A 17324-nucleotide genomic window follows, 5' to 3' on the forward strand; every position below is an offset into this window, starting at 1 on the left:
AGCGAATTCAGCCAGCCCGCGCCTGAGGAAGGGAAGACACCGGTCATTCGGCCTGACAATCTACCCGGGCAGCAACAACCGAAGTGACGATTTTTGCCGCGGGACCGTTACTTGGCCCATCTGGCCGCGGCTGCGACGGCCTTTCTCAATGTCTCACGCGGCGACCGCCTGCCTTGCCGTCGCCATGGTCATCTTGCGCTCGGCGCGCTCCTGCTGCGGCGAGCGGTGGTAGAGTTCGCGATAACACTTGGAGAAATGCGAGGCCGAGACGAAGCCGCAGGCGACGGCGACTTCCACGACCGGCATGGAGGACTGTACCAGCAGGTGGCGTGCGCGGTCGAGCCGGATTTCCAGATAGTAGCGAGCCGGCGAGCGGCCCATCTCCTGGCGGAACAGCCGTTCGATCTGGCGGCGCGAGAGGCCGGCGCCGTCGGCGATCTCGATCAGCGACAGCGGCTCGGCAAGATTACCTTCCATCAGCTCGATGATCGACAGCACCTTGGCATTCTGCACGCCGAGACGGGCGCGCAAAGGCAGACGCTGGCGGTCGTGTGGGTTGCGCACGCGGTCGGTCAGGTGCTGCTCGCAGATGCGGTTGACAAGGCTTTCGCCAAAGTCCTCGCCGACGAGGTTCAGCATCATGTCGAGCGAGGCGGTGCCGCCGGCGCAGGTATAGAGATTGCCGTCGATCTCGTAGAGATCGGCATAGACCTCCGCCTGCGGGAAGGCTTCCGAAAAGCCGGGCAGGTTTTCCCAGTGGATGGCGCAGCGCTTGCCGTTCAGGAGGCCGGCCTGGGCAAGCACATGCGCACCCGTACAGAGGCTGCCGACGGCGACACCGCGATTGTAGCATTCACGCAGCCAGGCATTGACCGACTTGTTGTTGAACTGCTCGACATCGATGCCGGAACAGACGAGCACCATGCCCGGCCGGTTTTCACCGCCGAGATGGCGCCGCTCCTCGGCAAGCGAGGAATTTGCCTCGACGCCGATGCCGCAGGAGGAATAGACTTTTTCCCCGTCGACGGAGGTCAGCCGCCAGGTATAGGCCTGATAGCCGAGCATGCGATTGGCGATGCGCAAGGTGTCCACGGCGGCCGAAAAGGGCAGCATGGTGAATTGCGGTACCATAAAAAAGACTACCGAACGCTTCTTGATCTGCATCCTGTTCATAGCGAAATCCATGCTCGAGGGGCGATGACACATTCGTTGCGCGGAATGCGTCGCGCCGATGTCCTGAAAGCGACACTGGCATGGAAAAATGCGGCCGGGAAGAGCAAATATGCGACATCGCCGGCGATTTGGCCGGTCAAATCGCCGGAATGGCCGCGGGCAGGGAGAAGACAGGCTGATAGGCGACTGAAATTCAATGTTGAAAATGGCTTAGGAATGGACGCTCAGTTCACGAAAAAGGCGGCGTTGCACGAGGCAGGCGCCGCCCTTATCTTGGGAAGAATGTCGCATTCATTACATGGTCCGGTGTTTGTTGTCGTCCGTGCTCGGCCAGCCGATGTCTTTGCGAATGTCGAAGGGCATGGCTTCGATTTCGCGGGCCGTCTGCCAGCGCGTCCAGGCGAGCACAAGCTTACGGGCATAATGTGCCAGGTCGAAGCGGCTTTCACTGGAGGTGAGGGACTTACCACCACCGCGATAGGTGAGCGTGGTCATTTTCCGGTTCCTTTCTTGGGTCAGGGGCATGGTCGTCAATGGGAGGTTCGTCCATGTCCATGATCCTAATATGGGCTTTGAAAACTCATCATTCAAACGAATAGAACTTATGGATAACATCAGAGATATTGAATGATCGTGGCCTCCGCTGGGGTTGTTAGCAGCGCCGCGATCGACTGGGTGCGGACGCTTCCGCGAGACGGGACAACGTGGCCCCGGCAAGCGGAAGACCCTGGCATCACAATCATGCAACGTCGATCACGACCTTACCCGCAGCACGTCCAGATCGAAGCGCACCAGGAGCTTCGAGGCGCCAGTCGCTTTTAAAAGCGATACGCGGAGCTGCGGTCTTCTTGGGAGTCGAAAGCGAAGAAGACCGCGCCCATGGCCGCCGGAAGACGCCGATCGCCAGCAGGCGTTCCTGCAGCCCTTCAGCGCGTCGTCTCGACCGCGCGAACATCCGCTCGGCGAAAAGTCCGACCGCCGTCAGCCTAGGGGAGACGACGAACACCGGCAGCTTTCCCTGGGACAAGGCGTCCGCCCTCGTGCGAGAAGCTGCCGCCGTGAACTCGCCGGGAATCCTTGGGATTGCCTGAACGACGCCATCGATCCGTCTCCTCGTGGCAACCTCCCATGTCGCCAGACCGGCGTCCACTTCCTGGACGGCTATCGACGGCGGGCCGGGCGCTTTCTTCAACCATGACCGAACCTCCGGATCCTGCAGCAGCCGCACGAGATCGTCGACCTTCTGGGATCGTGGAGCCTCCTGAGCGTGAGCAACGGCCCACATCGTCAGAGCCAGAAAAAGCCCGGCGATCCATTTCATACCCTTGTCCCCTGCGAAGACCGGTCTCCAGTCCGACTTCAGGTCGACGTCCGGCCAGTTGCGGCGCTCCGGCTCGCGGAGCGCCTTGTCGACCCTGCTGTCGGCGTTCAGCGCCTTCTACGAGACCCGCTTCACGCCGGGCGGCTGCCACGTTCCTTTCCCAGCGGGCAGGATCGAAGGCGCTTCCGTCTTCGGCCAGTACAGGCGCATCACGAGATAGATCGTACCGTCCGGGGCCGGAAGCCAGTTGGCTTCCTTGTCCGCTCCGGGGCTGTCTTTCTGGACATATAGGGTGAGCGAGCCGTCCTCGTTCTTCTTCATCCCCGGCAACATCGGAGAGTTGATGAGGTAGCGATTGATTGGGTTCTTGACGAGGAACTGGCTCTTGCCGTCGTACATGGTCACGGACCAGAACGAATGCACTGGCGGCAACTGGCCCGGCGGGAAGGTGATCGTGTACTTGTGCTTGCTGCCGTCGAGCGGTTTCCCGCTCGCATCTGTTCGGGTGAAGGGGTACATGGCCTCTGCCGCATCGTTGCCATAGAGGCCTGCCTTGGCAGCGCCTGAGCGCATCAACCAATCGCCGTTGAAGAAGGCCTCGTCGCCAAGAAGCGAGCTGACGTTCCAGCCGTTGATGGGCTTGTTTCCGGTGGCCAGCCACTTATCGATCTTGTCGTCGCCCTGCTTCATGCCGACCAGCATTTCGGCCTTATGTTCGAGCGGCAGATCCTTGAACTCGAAGGTCTTGCCGGGACCGATGCCGATCCTTGCAAGCTTCGCACGGATGTCCTTGTCCCTTGACGTCTCCGGTACGAACTGCAGAGCCACGTCGAGATATTCGAAGAAGTTTTTCTTGATGCCGGCGGTGGTGGCGGGAAGGAACTCGATCGTCGGTGCGGCGGGCGGGGCGGGTTGCTTGAGGAAGGCCGAAAGCGGTTGCGCCTTGTAGCCGGCCTGCACCTTTTCCACGTTCGCCATATCTTCGGCGTCGATAAGCTGCGTCCGGAAGTTGGCGAATACGAACGGGGTGCTCGAGGTGAAGACCTGCTTGATGCCGTCGGGCTTCTCGCCTTTCCAGTCGGGTCCGACAACGAGATAGGAGCCCGGCTCGCTTCCCGTGGTGCGCGAGCCGATATAGCCGAAATTGTAGGTGTTGCCGTCGATGAGCTGGACCGAGTAATAGCGTTCCTTCTCGACCGTCGGCACCGAGATGACCATCGGTTCAGCACGCAAGTCCAGCCAGAGGATCGAGTAAGGCGTGTCGCTGTTCGGCGTGATGACTGCCGTGTCCGCCGGGCTGGCGACCTTATGCATGTTGTTGATCTCGTTGAACGGCGCCTTGAACTGTCCGGAGTTCCTATCGACAGCGAACTCCTGCATGACCGCATAATTCATCACCAGCGGCAGGCCGTAGATGAAGCCCTCTTCGGCGATGTCCTTTGCTTCCAGCAGGCTGGGCCATTCGGCCTTGTTCTGCGCAAGTACCGGGGTGGACTTGGCCGTTGCGGCGACGAGTGCGGCCATTGCGGCAGAGCGGAGCAGATCGCGTTTCGTGAGCATTTGAACGTCCTTTCGGTTCGCGGCGTGCGATCAGGCACGCGCAGGTGGCAGGAGAAGTGGGGCATGCGGCTGCGGACATCGATCGAACAGAGCAGACCGGAGTCCTGACCATGAGACGGTGTTATGCGACTACTTCGGAAACAGGAACGTCAACCCGAGACGGACGCCGAGCCCTTCGGGGCCATCGTCAGGAGCCGCCGCCCAGTATCGAAGTCCGGCCGTCAGGCTGATCGGCTGCTCGTTCACCTTGACCAGCTTGGAGACGGTCAGATTTATCGGCACCGACCAATCGTGCGCCTTCCAGTCGTACGTGGATTCCGTGTTCAGCGCGAACGTCCATGCAGTCGGCGTCGTGTAGGAGAGGAATGGCTGCATGTACGTGCTGCTGATGTCGTTCCGGTCGTCGTTGCCGGCGAACGACCAGATGTGGTTGGCCAGCACGCCATAGGTCCAGGGGCCGTCCTGCTTCAGCGCGACGATGGTCGGCCCTGCTCCCCATTTCTCGCCGCCGAGCAGATCGTCGGTCGCGGTCGGGATCAGGAAGACAGGTCCCGCGCCCCAGACGAGGCCGCCATCGGTCGGCTTGGCAGGCGATAGGAAGAAACTCTGAACGACGTCCCCGAGACCGAACTGCGATCCGGATGACCCGGCGATGTCGTTCTGATAGGTCACGGGAAGGATCGTGCGAGAGATCAGATTCCAGTCGGCGTTCAGCGAGAAGGGGATCACGGGCTGGATATTCAGGGTCGCCTTGTCGCCATCAAGGGGTCCATAGCCATGGTCATAGTTCAACTGAAAGGGGACGCTGATGAGCGAGGCGATCGGGTTCGAAAGCTTCTTGGCGAGATCGGCGCTGGAATCCTGACCGTAGGCCGGCGCCCCCAAGCCGAGGGTCGCGGCGACGGCGAGCGTCAGGGATCTCTTCAGCGGCAGGGTGCGGGTCGATGCGGTCTTGACCATTGGCTCTGTCTCCATCCGATGCCGAGGCTGGCGGTGAGCCAGCCTGGGGTCATGCGCCGGAAGAATGAAGGAACGAGCAGGAAGAGGAAACGTATGTTACTGTAGCGTACGGCCTTCACGGGCCGTATGAGGCGTCGGAGACCCTGAACTCGGCTTCGATATCCGTCGCGCTCGGCACTGGCAGTCCGGCCCGCCGAAGCGCTACGATCATGCGCATGCTGTCCTTCGGCGACAGGTTTCTCTTCCGGTTCTCGGCCACGATGTTGGGCAGATAGTCGGGGCGCATGTTCATGAACACCTCGCCCTCGCGCTTCGCTTCCGCCAGCAGCCCGGCCTCGGAGTAGATGACCGCAGCAACGCCATGGAAGAGTGGAAATTTCTGCAGGTCGGCTTTACGGATCAGCCGCACCGCCATCTCATGATCGTCGAGCATGCAGGCGATCAGCGCGCGCGTCCCGAAGTAATATCCGGCTCCGCCCGGATTGAGCTCGATCGCACGATCCAGCAGTTCCGCGCCACGCTTCCATTGCCCCGAGAATGCGACGCGCGTTCCGAGCTCTCCGAGGAACTCCGTGTCGTTCGGGTTAGCGGCGAGCGCCGCTTCGCCGACCTCGAAGGCTTCTTTCGTCTCGTTGTTGAAGAATAGAGCCGTCATGAGCGCCTGCAGGGCGCGCGTGTTGTCGGGTTCGAGCGAGACCGCCCGCCGCGCCGAACCGAGCGCGCGTTCCATCGCGGGGGCCTTGTCACTTCGCGGATTGAACTCGAAGCGGCCCTCGTCGAGATGGATGATCGAGAGCATCGACCAAGCGGTTGCGTAGGCGGGGAAACGCGCCACGGCTTTCTGCAGACAGTCGCGCGCGATCAGGTGCGTTTCCGGGTTCAACTCCTCGCGGTAGGCGTAGAAGCGCAGCGTGCAGTCATGGACGCCGACATCGTCCGGCGGCGGGTTGGCCGCCAACGATTTCGCGATAATGCCGTAAGGCTGGGCGATCGCCGTCGCCACCTTGCTCGCGACATCCGTCTGAATAACGAAGAGCTCGTGCGTGTCCAGGTTCTCGTCGTAGTGCTGCGACCACAGGATGGATCCTTCGGAGGTGTCGACGAGACGCACGGTCACGCGGATCTTGTCGCCCGCGACGCGGACCCCGCCCGCGAGAAGGTAGTGCGCGCCAAGTCCCTCGCGCACCTGCGACGCCTCGACGCCTGGAGGCAGTGCCTTCGATGTCTCGCGGCCGAAGACGGTGATCTCCTTGAAGCGGGGAAGGGCGGTTAGAAGCTCCTCGGTCAGCCCGGCGGCATAACGTGCAGCCTGGGGGCCATCGCCCAGGTCCGCGAAGGGCGCGATTACAAGGGTCGGCTCGCCCGGAACCTGCCCGGCGGAACGACCGGTGGCCGGCCCCGTCAGAACTCCCGCGTAGTAGCCAAGCGCCGCGCAGACGAATGCCACAAGCGCGGCCAGCACCGGCCAGACGAGACGCCGCCACTCGACAACCCGGCGTTCGGCGACCGCTTCGTTCAGCGCATCCTCGGCCGCTTCTATCGGCGCGTCATTCCACGTAAAGGTCGGCACGTAGCCGCCCTTAGGGATGTCGATGCGGATCGGATCGCGTTGGCCTGCAACGAGATAGTAGCGTTCGATGACCCGGCGCAGACGTCCGGCCTCGATGCGAACGACGGGATCTTCCTGAGAGAAGCCAGCGCTTCGGTTGAACACTTCGATGGCGATCGAATACGCCTTGAGACGCTGTGCCCGGCCTGCAAGCGTCTCCTCGGTGACATATTTCAGGAAGGCAGCCCCACGTCCGGCGCTGGGAAACTCCCGGCTCGATAGAATCCGTTCAAGCTGCGCCCTGACCTCCTCATCGGTCGGACACGGGCGCTCGGCCCGATCGTCAGGCGTGGGCACCGAGGTCTGCATTGCATGCTCCCCATCCGTCACACATATGCGCGACAGTTACAGCTTGTATTGAAATCCCCTTATGCAACCTAACCCCCGAAGAGCGTTTCGTCTACCTGAAAGAAGTTTCAAGCCGGATCACGTATGGGCCGGGCAACCGGTTTGCGGGTGATGATGATGCCGATGAAGGGGACCCGAACGTACATATGAAGACGAGCCTGTCAGGCGTGTCAGGACTCAAGCCGGCGCCTCCTGCTATCGCTGCTTCCGGCACGCCGGGTCGGCCGGCGTCGCCGCGCAGTTCTTGACCGCAATCTTCTGCGTCCCGCTGTCTTGTCCGGTCAGACCGCCGACATGATTGGCGTAGTTGCTGCGAGTATCGGCGTCGAGCACTGCGACGGGGGCGGTCAGGATGAGGCCCGCGGCGCTTCCGGCCGCCGCCGCCACATGCGTCGTCCCTGCAAGGATCGTGTCGCCGAGGCCGACCCGGCTGTCGGTCAGCGTCTGCCCTTCGGACAGCCGCGCGCCGATGAGCTGGACAACTTGCGGCGATTCCGCGAACTTGCTGTGATTGAGGTCGTCGCTGACCTTGATCTTGGTCAGATCGATCACCGAGACCTTGTAGTCGGCGAGTTCGGTCTTGTACGGCGCGGTTTCCGGATCGATCGAACCGAGCCGCGGGATGTTGCCCCAGACCCGCCGTGAGAAGGCAAGCGCTTTGTCGTCTTGCGAGACGAAGAGCGTGAACTGTGGATGAGGGTCGCCCATGTCCTCGATCTGCGACCGGAAGACGTCCACGTCGACGTCCGGAGCGGCGAGCATGACGTTCTTGAACTTCGCCGGAAGACCGCCGTTGCGGATCGCCATCTGCCGGAGCGCTTCCAGCGCCAGCCAGTTGCCCATCGAGTGGGCCAGCACGTTGACTTCCTTCACGGTGCCGTCTTTGGCGAGATACTGAAACAGCGTCTCGAGCGCGTTGCGCGTGTAGTTGGTGCTCTCGCGGTCATAACCGTAGGCGAGTAGGCTGCCGCGCGATGGCCAGGTCACAAGGACCGGCGTGCTGTGGACATTGGAATCGTGGACGATCTGAGCGAAGCGGTAGACGCTATCCTCGAAGCGGTTGTTGAAGCCGTGGATGAAGACCAGCACGCTTTGGTCGCGGTTCCTTTTGACCGAGGCGTTCAGCCAGTCTTTCGCCCCCTCGAGATTGAGCTCGTCGGCCTTCAGCGTGGCGAAGTCGGTCTTCGGATTGGAAGGCAGCTTCCTTGGCCAGGCGACGTCGCCCTCGTTGCGGACCTTGGGCAGTGAAACTCTCATCTGCGCGAAGGACGGCGTCCGGGCTCGCTCGCCCGTGAACATCTCGCCGGAAACAGTCGATCGGGCGCGCGTGGTTGCGACCAGCATATCGACGCGACTGGTATCCGGCATGGTGTCCGCAACGGGGGACAGCACGTTCTTCGGATGTCCGCCGCAGCCCGCGAGCACGACCAGTGCGAGGCATGGAAGAAGTCGTCGGATATGACCAGCAGCCAACGAACCAAACAAGCTTAAGTTCCCCATCTGCATTCCGGCTACATCACCGCAGTCTGTTGAAATCGATCGACGTGCTCGATGCTCACGCAGATCGTCGAGCGCTATCGTGGGCAGACGTCCCAGAAACCCGTCTTCTTGGTGCTATCCGTATAGTACCAGCACATGCCGGACTTCGGCGGCGTCCCGGCGACCGAGGTCGCCGCGGCGCCCGCGATGAAGCCGATGGCGGCTCCAGCCGCGATCGCGCCCCCGGCGGGCCAATAGCGACGTGGATTCACGACGACGACGCCGCGCCTGACGGGCGCGCGAGGGACCACGACAGCGCCGCGATTGCTGACGGCCGCACATCCTCTCGCTCCGCAGCCGACCGCCGCACGGCGGGCTTCGGCCGGGGTCGGAGCGAACATCGGCGCGACCACCATCATCAAGATTGCCGCAGTCGTCGCGAAGTTCTGGAAGTGCTTGACGAGGTTCATGAGTTCGGTCCTGGTTAAAGGCATAGGCGAAATTTCGCCCAGCGAATTCGTGACAGAGGCGGACCATGCCTCAATCATCGCGATTCCCTTCGTATGTTACTGTACGTTACGGCTTAGCGACGACGACCGGGAAGGGCACGCCGAGACGGATTGCCTTCGAGAAGTCGGGCGACAATCCGTCCGCCCGCGCCCGCACGTCGATCTTGGCAATCTCCCGCAGGCGGATGAGCGGCATCGACGTGTCGATGGCTCCCCGGTCATAGGCGTAGTCGGGAAGATAACCGTTGACGATCAGCCGCCAGTCGAACGGCACCTTGTCTCCTGCGACCCGCATCAGCTTGGCGACGGTCGTCGTGCAGTTCGTCGTGATCGAGTTATAGAACTGCGGCGTCCGGGCGAGCGCGTTGGCTTCCGCGACGTACTCGAGCAGCAGGTTCCGCGCCTGCTCGGGACTGGCTCTCAGCCGGTAGATCTGGACGTCCTCGCCACGCACGTTGGAGCGGACGCCGACGACGTCACGTTCGTCCGCGGCAACAACCACCAGCGGGTCGTTCTTGAAGAGGTCGGCAAGGGGAGAAAACCCGCCGCCGACCTTATGGCGAACCTCGATAGACCAGGCGAGCTGTTCGCCGCCTTCGAAGCCGAAGCTGAAGATGACATGCGCGATCTTCGGCCCCGCCCAGTATGACATGAACAGGTCGACCGTCTTCACCTTGCTCACATCGTAGCTTCTTGTCGTCCAGCGCTCCGTAAAGTTGGAATTGCTTCGCCACTCGAAGTCCCGGACATCGGTCAAAGTCAGGGAATCTCCGTCGATGCGACCGGTGACCTGGCGGGCGACATCCGGCGCCCATACGGCGTTCGCTTCCGGCTTGATCGAGTTCCACCAGAAGAGAACCAGCGCAAAGACGACAGCGAACGAAAGGAGTGCTTTGATGCGCAGCCGGCTGGCAAGCGCCGCTACAGTGAAGAGACCGAAAACGAAGAAGACGCCAGCGCCAATTGCCCGTCCGCCATCAGGCAGGCGATACCATAGGGCGAGGGAAGCCCAGGCTGTCGAAGCCGCCACGATCAGGGCGACCGGGAAGATCAAGGCGATCGCCATCAGTCGAGGCATGTTGTTCCTTTTCCGTAGCCGCCAAAGTACCGATGATGCGGAGATCGCGCGTTTCATCTGGCGGCCGGGAATGGCACGACCTTGGCAAGATCCAGCATGGTGTGAATTTCCTTGCCGAGCCAATCCCTGAGTTCGAGCGCCTCGGCGTAACGTTCATCTCGCCCCGGAGCCATCGACGACTCCCAGTCCTGCACGAGCTGGTCCGCGATGGAAAAGTCGTGGCAAAGTTCCCGAAAGCTTTCATTGCGGGAGGTAAGCTGTTCGATCTCCAGCGCCTGCTCGGGAAACTTGCGCTTGGCGAACTCCGTGTCGTATCCCATTGCATCGGCTCCCGGCCAGTCGACGCGAAGGCTCCCGCTCATCCGCGTAGTCGTCACGAAGATGACACAGAACCCGGCCGGCACCATGTAGGTTACAGTAACACACCGCGAGTTTCTTGCGGTCGGCAGCGCATGTGTGATCCATTCGGTCATCGGCCCGGTGGCGGGCTACCCATGCGAGGACCTTACCGTGAAACCCATCCTGATCTCCGTCACAGCGCTGCTGATGTCGACCGGACTGGCGAGCGCAGCCGAGCCGATCGTCGGAAACTGGAAGACGACGCTCGGCGACACTGCCGCGATCGAGCCGTGCGGCGGCGGTTTCTGCATCACGCTGAAGAGCGGCAAGCATACCGGCGAGAAGATCGGCGCGTTCGAAGGTAGCGGTGGCAGCTATTCCGGCAAGATCACCGATCCCGACGCGAAGAAGACCTACAACGGCACCATCAGCGTCTCCGGCGACACGGTTACTCTCAAAGGCTGTGTGATGAAGGTCGTCTGCGAGTCGCAGAAGTGGTCACGCCAATAGTCCGCAGGGACAAACGGAATAGGTAACATACGGGTGCTTCCGGCGTGATTGGCTATCCTTGCACCGGGAATCATTTCCGGCATCCGCCGGAGCCATGGAAGATCGGGATTGCTGCATGATCGAAATGAAAAGCGTCTATTGCGGGTTGGCTCTGGCACTGGCGGCGGCACCCGCGGCCGCCGCAGACATGTCGGAACCTCGGTTGGTTGTCGCCGACAGCGGATGGAAGTTCCAGGTTACGTTCGACGGCTGGCTGGCAGGTTTGAATGGCGACATCGGCGTGCGCGGCCTGCCGGCGGCGGCAGTCGACGTCTCGCCTCTGGACGTGCTCGAGGATTTGGACGGCGTGTTCGCAGGATCCTTTCAAGCAGCAGGCGATAGCTGGCTTCTCTATACGGATGTCATGTGGGCCAAGATTTCGACCGACGCCGACGTCGGCCCCTTCGGCGGAACGGCCGACTTCGAGCAGACGCAGATCGTGGCGACGGCCCTTGTCGGCTACGAGCTGCCCGTCAACGTGGCGAACATGCAGCTCTACGCGACGGGCGGACTTCGCTACCAGCACAACAAGGTGGAACTCGGGATCGATCCCGTATTCTTCCCGGCGATCGACCGCAGCGGTTCGCAAAGCTGGGCCGATCCGATCGTCGGGCTCACCATGCATTATGACGTCAACTGCAAATGGTTCGTCGACGTCATGGCCGACATCGGCGGCTTCGGCGTCGCTTCCGACATCACTCTGCAGGGCACCGCGACGGTCGGCTATAACTGGACGGACACGCTCGCTTCGTCTCTCGGCTACAAGGCCCTCTACACCGACTACGAGGACGGTGGCTTCCAGTACGACGCCACCCAGCACGGCGTCTTCACGCGACTGGCGGTGAAGTTCTAGCCGAAGCCGCGGGGGCGCCTCGCGGTAAGCTACGGTCGTGTAACCGTAACATACTTCCCCGCGCGCCGCCGAATGCACACAGATTGGCGACCTCATGAAAAACGACCGACGGGGCGGTCGACAAGGAGAGTGCAATGAAACGCGCGACGAGACGGGTTTACGCTACTGCCGCGGTGCTGCTGATGGGCTGGGGAACCGCGTACGCCGAAGCACCGAAGACGAAGATGGCGACGCCGATACCGGATTCGATCGTCACGCCGGAGAGCGTCGACACCAGGATTGGCAAGCTGAATTTTTTTGACGGCTTTCCGGACGACGCCACTTCGGAGAAGATCTATGACAATCTCGATTTCATGCGAGGCGTGGATGCTTTTCTCAATGCGATGCCCGGTGCATCCGTCGAAGCTATGCGGGTTGGACTGGTCAGCCAGGGCGCCGACAACAACCAGACGATCCTGATATTCGAAAATCTCATGGACTCGCATTCGCTGTTCCTGACCGGCAACACCGAAAGCATTTACAATCTCATGTGGCTCGACACTAAGGCGGGTCCGCTGGTCATCGAGACGCCGCCCAACATCCTGGGCATGATCGACAACCACTGGTTCCAATATGTCGGCGATGTCGGCAATGCCGGCCCGGACAAGGGTAAGGGTGGAAAATACCTGCTCTTGCCGCCGGACTACGAGGGCGTGGTCCCCGAGGGCTATCACGTGTTGCGGTCGTCGACCTACGGGAACCTGTTCTTCTGGCGCGGCTTCCTCGAAGGCGGCAGCACGACGGCGGCCGTCGAAAACACCAGGAAATTCGCGAAGGTCTATCCGCTTTCGGCGGCCGGCAATCCGCCGCCGATGAAGATTGTCAACGTCTCAGGCAAGGAGTTCAACACGATCCATGCCAATAATTTTCATTTCTACGAGGAAGTGAACGCCATCGTCCAGTACGAGCCGAACGAAGCCTATCATCCGGAAGTGCTGGGACAACTCGCCTCCATCGGCATCGTAAAGGGAAAGCCCTTCGCGCCCGACGAACGAATGAAGAAGATACTCACCGAAGCCGTGGCCGTCGGCAATGCGACGGCGCGCACGATCACCTTCAAGACCCGCATGAAGGACGCCTATTATTATCCGAACAGTGCCTGGTTCACCGGCTTTGTCGGCGGCAGTTACGAGTTTCTTCTGCAGCCCGGCGTTCGCTATCTGGATGCGCGCGTCCTGTTTCACTACTACGCGACGGGCATCACGCCGGCGATGGCGATAAAGCGCGTCGGCATCGGTTCGCAATATGCCGGCGCCACGACCGACAAGGACGGCAAGCCATTCGACGGCGGCAAGACCTATAAGATTCACCTGCCGCCAAACATTCCTGCAAAGGAATTCTGGTCGTTCGTGGCGTATGACAACCAGACGCGTTCGATGCTGCAGACGGACCGGCAATTCCCCAGCATCGGGAGCGACAAGAAAGACATCGTGATCAACGCGGACTCGTCCGTCGATGTCTGGTTCGGTCCGACGGCGCCGAAAGGCCATGAGGCCAACTGGGTCCAGACAGTGCCCGGCAAGGGTTGGAACGTCCTTCTTCGCCTCTATGGGCCCCTGGAGCCGTGGTTCGACAAGACCTGGAAGCCGGGCGAGTTCGAACCGGTCGAGTGACGCTAGATATGCGATGAACTCCAATGCCGATCCGATTGGTATGTCGGATCGGCATCGGCCGGAAAACATGCGTGCGCCGCCGGCCGCAGCCACGCCGGCTTGAGCCTTCCGGCTCGTGCGCTATGGCAACGAATAGCAGGACTGCGGGGAGGCCGAGCTTGACGTCAAGATCAGGGCCGTCGGCAACATGGATCTACGCGGGCTCCTCGCAGCTCAGACAACCGCGGCCCTGACCCTGTTCTGGATCGTGTTCCCCATCTTTCGTGGCTTGGTCACCGACCTCGGTGAACGGCAGATGCTGGATCTCTCGGACCAGGTCGGGATTTCGTACGATCGCTTGAATCGAAATTTTTCGAAATTGCTGTTTTTTAACGGGTTTGCTGAGTTGGTTCGAATTGATTGCATATTACACTCCGCAAACGACCTTAGTCCCCAGGCTTTCCGCGCAAGGGATCACAAAGCTGTAGACAGGCATGATGCCGAATCTAATGCACAGCGGTCGGGGTGATGATGCCAAGATTTCCAAGCCCGGCGACGATCAACTGGACCGCGACTGCCGTCAGCAGAATGCCGAAGACGACCTCCGAGACGATCATGGTGACTGGCTTCATGCGCTTGGCGAGCTTGTCGATGTTGGTGAACACCAGATAGTCGAACGCGCCGACGATCAGAATCAGAGCGGTGACGAGTATCGCGCTGGCGATCGAGACGACTTCACCGGAGGCTATGATGATGACCGTAATGCCGACAGGATTGAGCAGGTAAGGGACCGCAAGCGGAAATACGGCCAGCTTGTCTGGATCGACGGGCGCCGCAATGTCGTCATGCGGCTTCTCTGTCGGTCCTGATGCCATCTTGATGGCGATCAGCGCGAGGATGATGCCGCCGGCGACGGCGACCGCGCCACCCGTGATGTGGAGAAGCCGCATCAGCAGAGCGCCGGTGGCGAAAAGGATCAGCGCCGTGACGACGGCGATGAGAACCATCTTGCGGCCGATGCGCACTTTGGTTTCGGTATCGAAGGCGTGGGTCTTTTCCAGAAACGGCACCAGAGCGATCTTCGGCCCGAGGCCGATCAGAAGCAGCAACAGAAGTTTTCCGACGAGTGCGGCATCGATAACTGTGAAATCCATGGAACGTACCCTCTAGAATTTGTGACGCGAAAATCGAGGCCTCCCCACTTTGGGGAGGGTGGTGAAGAAGAGAACCGAACGGACTCGCCAGTCTTTCTGCGAGCCGCTCAGCGCGGGCATACGTCCCAGAAACCCGTCGTCTTGGCGGGCGAGGTGTAGTACCAGCATTGACCAGACTGCGGCGGCGTACCTGCCAATGAAACGGCAGCAGCTCCGGCGACGAAGCCGATGGCAGCACCCGCGGCGATGGCGGTGCCCGGACGCCAGTAGCGGCGAGGGGCGACGACCACGACGCCGCGCCGGACGGGCGGGCGAACGGCAGGGCGATATGCCGGACGGGCGCGTCCGACTGCAGCGCATCCGCGCGGCCCGCAGGCCGCAGCACCGCAGCCTCTCGGGCCGCAGGCCGCCACGCCGCGGCGTGCGGCTTCGGCCGTCGCCGGAACGAGAAGGGGTGCGCAGACCATCATCAGCACGGCAAGTGTCGAAAGCATGTGCGATAGGATGACCAGGATCTTCATTTCATTTGCTCCCATTGCTCGTGTCTTGTTTATGGCCTGAAGGGTTCGGCCCTCAGGCCGGGTTTGCGGCGGCGGCTGCGTTCTGTGCTGCGAGCGTCTGCTGGGCAGCGGCTGCAACAGCGTCGTCCTTGCCGCCCGAGACCTGAACGGTCGGCACGGCGAGCTTGATGCCGTTTTCGTTGAACGCCTGATGGATCATCCGCAGAGCCCGACGCTTCAGCGTGAACTGCTGGCCGGGAAGGGTCATGACCTTCATCCGCAGGAGCAGGCCGGAGTCGCCCAGGCTGTCGATCCCCTGCATCTTCAGCGGCTCGATCGTCGTCGGCTTGAACTCCGGATCCTCGAACAGCTCCAGGCCGATCTTCTTGATGATCTTGCGAGCCTTCTCGATATCGGAATCGTAGGTGATGGTGATCGTCATCTTCTCGATGACCCAGTCGCGGCTCATGTTCTGCACGGCACCGAGCTCGCTGAAGGGGACAATATAGACCGCGCCGCGGTGGTGCCTGAGCTTGATCGATCGCAGGCTGAAGGATTCGACGGTGCCCTTGTAGCTGCCGCTCTGGATATATTCGCCCACCCGGAAAGCGTCGTCGAGCAGGTAGAACATCCCGCTGATCACGTCCTTGACCACAGTCTGTGCGCCGAAACCGATCGCAACGCCGACAACGCCGGCGCCGGCGATCAATGGGCCGATCTCTACGCCGAGCGACGACAGTGCCATCATGATCGCGACGGCGACGAAGAGGATCATGAGGAAATTGCGAAGGATCGGCAGCAGGGTTCTGAGACGTGTGCGCCGCCGCTCCCGCTCGCTGCCGACTTCGAGGACGGTTTCGGTGTCGCCAAGCTTGCGATCGATCAGCACCTTCACGACGCTCCAGGCGAGGTCGACGACGAGCAGAATGATGCCGGCGCTGAGGAGGCCGCGCACGAGGCGCAGAAGCGGCGAATCCTGCATCGTCATCTGCGTCAGCCTGATATCCAGGGCGTTCGCCAGCAGAATGATGGCGCCGACGATCAGTGCCGCCCTGATGCCGCGCTCGACGATCACCGAGACGACGGTGCCTCTCTTGGGGCCGTCCTCTTCGTCCTCGGAAGAGCGCAGGATATTGTCGACCGACGCCTTGGTAAGGGCGATAGCGCCGGGCAGTGCCGCACAGACCACCGCGATCCAGAACAGCCTCATCGCTCCCACCACCCACAGCAGCCAGACGGCAACGAAGTAGACCGTCCAGAGCCAGTTTCGCGCCCGCAGGCCGATGCGGCTGGCCTGGCCGGCCGTCAATCCGGACGGACGTCTCCAGACGGCTTCGATGCCGATGACGAGCAGCACGAGGCCGAGGGCATAGGCCACGAGTTGCCGGGCGGGGACGGAAAAACCGAGTGTACCGAGCAGGCGGATGGTCACCCAGCCAAAGGCATACCAGCCGACGAGATAGCCGAGGCGTTTCGCCCAGTGGCCGGCGGCATCCCTCGTAATCGGTACGACACGAAACCGGGCTTCCTCCTCTGCTCGCGGCGCCAGAAGCACGTCGAAAAGCGCGCTTGCCAGACGGAAGACCACGATCGCAAAGAGGTAACCGACGACGATTTCCCGAACGACCGGCGGCCATTGGAACAAGAGGAAGAAGCCGATGCTGCCGAGGCCGAACGACAGAACGAAACATGCCGCCCACAGAAGCCTCGCAGCCAGTGCGATCACCCTCTGGCGAACCGTCGCGAAGGGCGCGCGTGTCATCCATGAGCGCCAGCCGGCGCTGATCCACCAGAACAGCCATTGCGCAGCCAGCCCGACGGCGACGAAGGCAGCGACCAGAAAGATCGGCCGCGTCCCGCCGTTCGCCTGGACGTCTTGGTCGAGTATGGCCGCACCACGCATCGTCTCCGAAGGAAAGGACCGGATAGCCCCGAGAAGGCCGGAAGCGTGGACACGGAACCGCATCGCAAATTCCGAAAATGAAGGGTCGCCGTTCGGCGTTGCGACAGGCGGTTCCGTCACGGCCTTGGCTGCTTCCGATTGCTGCTGCAGGAAGCGCTGGACATCCGGATCCGAGAACATGCCGATAAAGCGCTGGACACTTTCAGGCTGCGGGCTCGCAGGCGTCGTGCTCTGCGCCACGGCAATGGAGGCACAAAGGAGAATGCATACCAGGGTGGCCCCAATGAGAAGCGGCCCGACCATGCGGATCTTGGGAAGTAAAGGCATCGTCTATCCTAATTTCGATGAAGCTGTTGCG

At 61.7% G+C, this 17324-nt stretch carries 16 protein-coding genes and 1 pseudogene; 4 read left to right on the forward strand and 13 right to left on the reverse strand.

From position 1 onward, the window contains the following. Nucleotides 1-153: 153 nt before the first annotated feature. The 4 genes from HFO71_RS36385 to HFO71_RS04745 all read right to left on the reverse strand — a co-directional run bounded on the left by HFO71_RS36385 (nt 154) and on the right by HFO71_RS04745 (nt 4054). Complete coding sequence (locus tag HFO71_RS36385; protein ID WP_003540607.1) at nt 154-1173, reverse strand: GlxA family transcriptional regulator; 1020 nt, start codon at nt 1171-1173, stop codon at nt 154-156. A 294-nt stretch (nt 1174-1467) separates the two neighbouring features. Continuing rightward, entirely contained in the window at nt 1468-1668 is a 201-nt protein-coding gene (locus HFO71_RS04735; protein WP_026157393.1) for a hypothetical protein, read from the reverse strand. A 244-nt stretch (nt 1669-1912) separates the two neighbouring features. After that, complete coding sequence (locus tag HFO71_RS04740; protein WP_244735365.1) at nt 1913-2494, reverse strand: hypothetical protein; 582 nt, start codon at nt 2492-2494, stop codon at nt 1913-1915. Between the two features lie 117 nt (nt 2495-2611). Next, complete coding sequence (locus HFO71_RS04745; protein ID WP_077978461.1) at nt 2612-4054, reverse strand: DUF1254 domain-containing protein; 1443 nt, start codon at nt 4052-4054, stop codon at nt 2612-2614. A 56-nt stretch (nt 4055-4110) separates the two neighbouring features. Here HFO71_RS04745 and HFO71_RS36390 point away from each other — a divergent pair. Continuing rightward, a pseudogene (locus tag HFO71_RS36390) lies at nt 4111-4158 on the forward strand (hypothetical protein); the annotation flags it as partial. A gap of 25 nt (nt 4159-4183) precedes the next feature. On the opposite strand, the gene HFO71_RS35745 reads toward HFO71_RS36390, so the two are convergent. The 6 genes from HFO71_RS35745 to HFO71_RS36395 form a co-directional block, all read right to left on the reverse strand. After that, nucleotides 4184-5014 (reverse strand): hypothetical protein, encoded by an 831-nt coding sequence (locus HFO71_RS35745; RefSeq protein ID WP_077978460.1) that lies wholly within the window; start codon nt 5012-5014, stop codon nt 4184-4186. A 115-nt stretch (nt 5015-5129) separates the two neighbouring features. Next, nucleotides 5130-6932 carry an adenylate cyclase gene (locus HFO71_RS04755; protein ID WP_077978459.1) on the reverse strand — a complete coding sequence of 601 codons (1803 nt, stop codon included), beginning with the start codon at nt 6930-6932 and terminating at the stop codon, nt 5130-5132. A 234-nt stretch (nt 6933-7166) separates the two neighbouring features. Further along, complete coding sequence (locus tag HFO71_RS04760) at nt 7167-8471, reverse strand: alpha/beta hydrolase (RefSeq protein ID WP_167383831.1); 1305 nt, start codon at nt 8469-8471, stop codon at nt 7167-7169. Between the two features lie 74 nt (nt 8472-8545). Next, nucleotides 8546-8920: a hypothetical protein gene (locus tag HFO71_RS04765; RefSeq protein ID WP_077979222.1), complete on the reverse strand. Its 375-nt coding sequence runs from the start codon at nt 8918-8920 to the stop codon at nt 8546-8548. Nucleotides 8921-9026: 106 nt separating this feature from the next. After that, nucleotides 9027-10037, reverse strand: a complete 1011-nt coding sequence (locus HFO71_RS04770; RefSeq protein ID WP_221987577.1) for an Lnb N-terminal periplasmic domain-containing protein — start codon at nt 10035-10037, stop codon at nt 9027-9029. 53 nt (nt 10038-10090) lie between these two features. Beyond that, the gene (locus tag HFO71_RS36395; protein WP_376766872.1) at nt 10091-10510 is read right to left on the reverse strand and encodes a hypothetical protein; all 420 of its coding nucleotides are present in this window, start codon (nt 10508-10510) and stop codon (nt 10091-10093) included. 73 nt (nt 10511-10583) lie between these two features. Here HFO71_RS36395 and HFO71_RS04780 point away from each other — a divergent pair, with 73 nt between their 5' ends. From HFO71_RS04780 to HFO71_RS04790, 3 genes are all read left to right on the forward strand, one after another. Beyond that, nucleotides 10584-10886, forward strand: a complete 303-nt coding sequence (locus tag HFO71_RS04780; RefSeq protein WP_051077434.1) for a DUF2147 domain-containing protein — start codon at nt 10584-10586, stop codon at nt 10884-10886. 115 nt (nt 10887-11001) lie between these two features. Then, entirely contained in the window at nt 11002-11778 is a 777-nt protein-coding gene (locus HFO71_RS04785) for a hypothetical protein (protein ID WP_077978457.1), read from the forward strand. Between the two features lie 134 nt (nt 11779-11912). After that, nucleotides 11913-13430 (forward strand): DUF1254 domain-containing protein, encoded by a 1518-nt coding sequence (locus tag HFO71_RS04790; protein ID WP_077978456.1) that lies wholly within the window; start codon nt 11913-11915, stop codon nt 13428-13430. A gap of 485 nt (nt 13431-13915) precedes the next feature. Here the strand turns inward: HFO71_RS04790 and HFO71_RS04795 are convergent, their stop codons facing one another. The 3 genes from HFO71_RS04795 to HFO71_RS04805 form a co-directional block, all read right to left on the reverse strand. Beyond that, a complete protein-coding gene (locus HFO71_RS04795) occupies nt 13916-14563 on the reverse strand; it encodes a MarC family protein (RefSeq protein ID WP_077978455.1) in 648 nt (215 codons plus the stop codon). A 107-nt stretch (nt 14564-14670) separates the two neighbouring features. Beyond that, nucleotides 14671-15084: a hypothetical protein gene (locus HFO71_RS04800; RefSeq protein ID WP_077978454.1), complete on the reverse strand. Its 414-nt coding sequence runs from the start codon at nt 15082-15084 to the stop codon at nt 14671-14673. Nucleotides 15085-15136: 52 nt separating this feature from the next. Then, a complete protein-coding gene (locus tag HFO71_RS04805; RefSeq protein WP_077978453.1) occupies nt 15137-17293 on the reverse strand; it encodes a mechanosensitive ion channel family protein in 2157 nt (718 codons plus the stop codon). Nucleotides 17294-17324 lie beyond the last annotated feature (31 nt).

Origin of the sequence: Rhizobium laguerreae (assembly GCF_019778565.1) — a bacterium.
Classification (GTDB): domain Bacteria; phylum Pseudomonadota; class Alphaproteobacteria; order Rhizobiales; family Rhizobiaceae; genus Rhizobium; species Rhizobium laguerreae.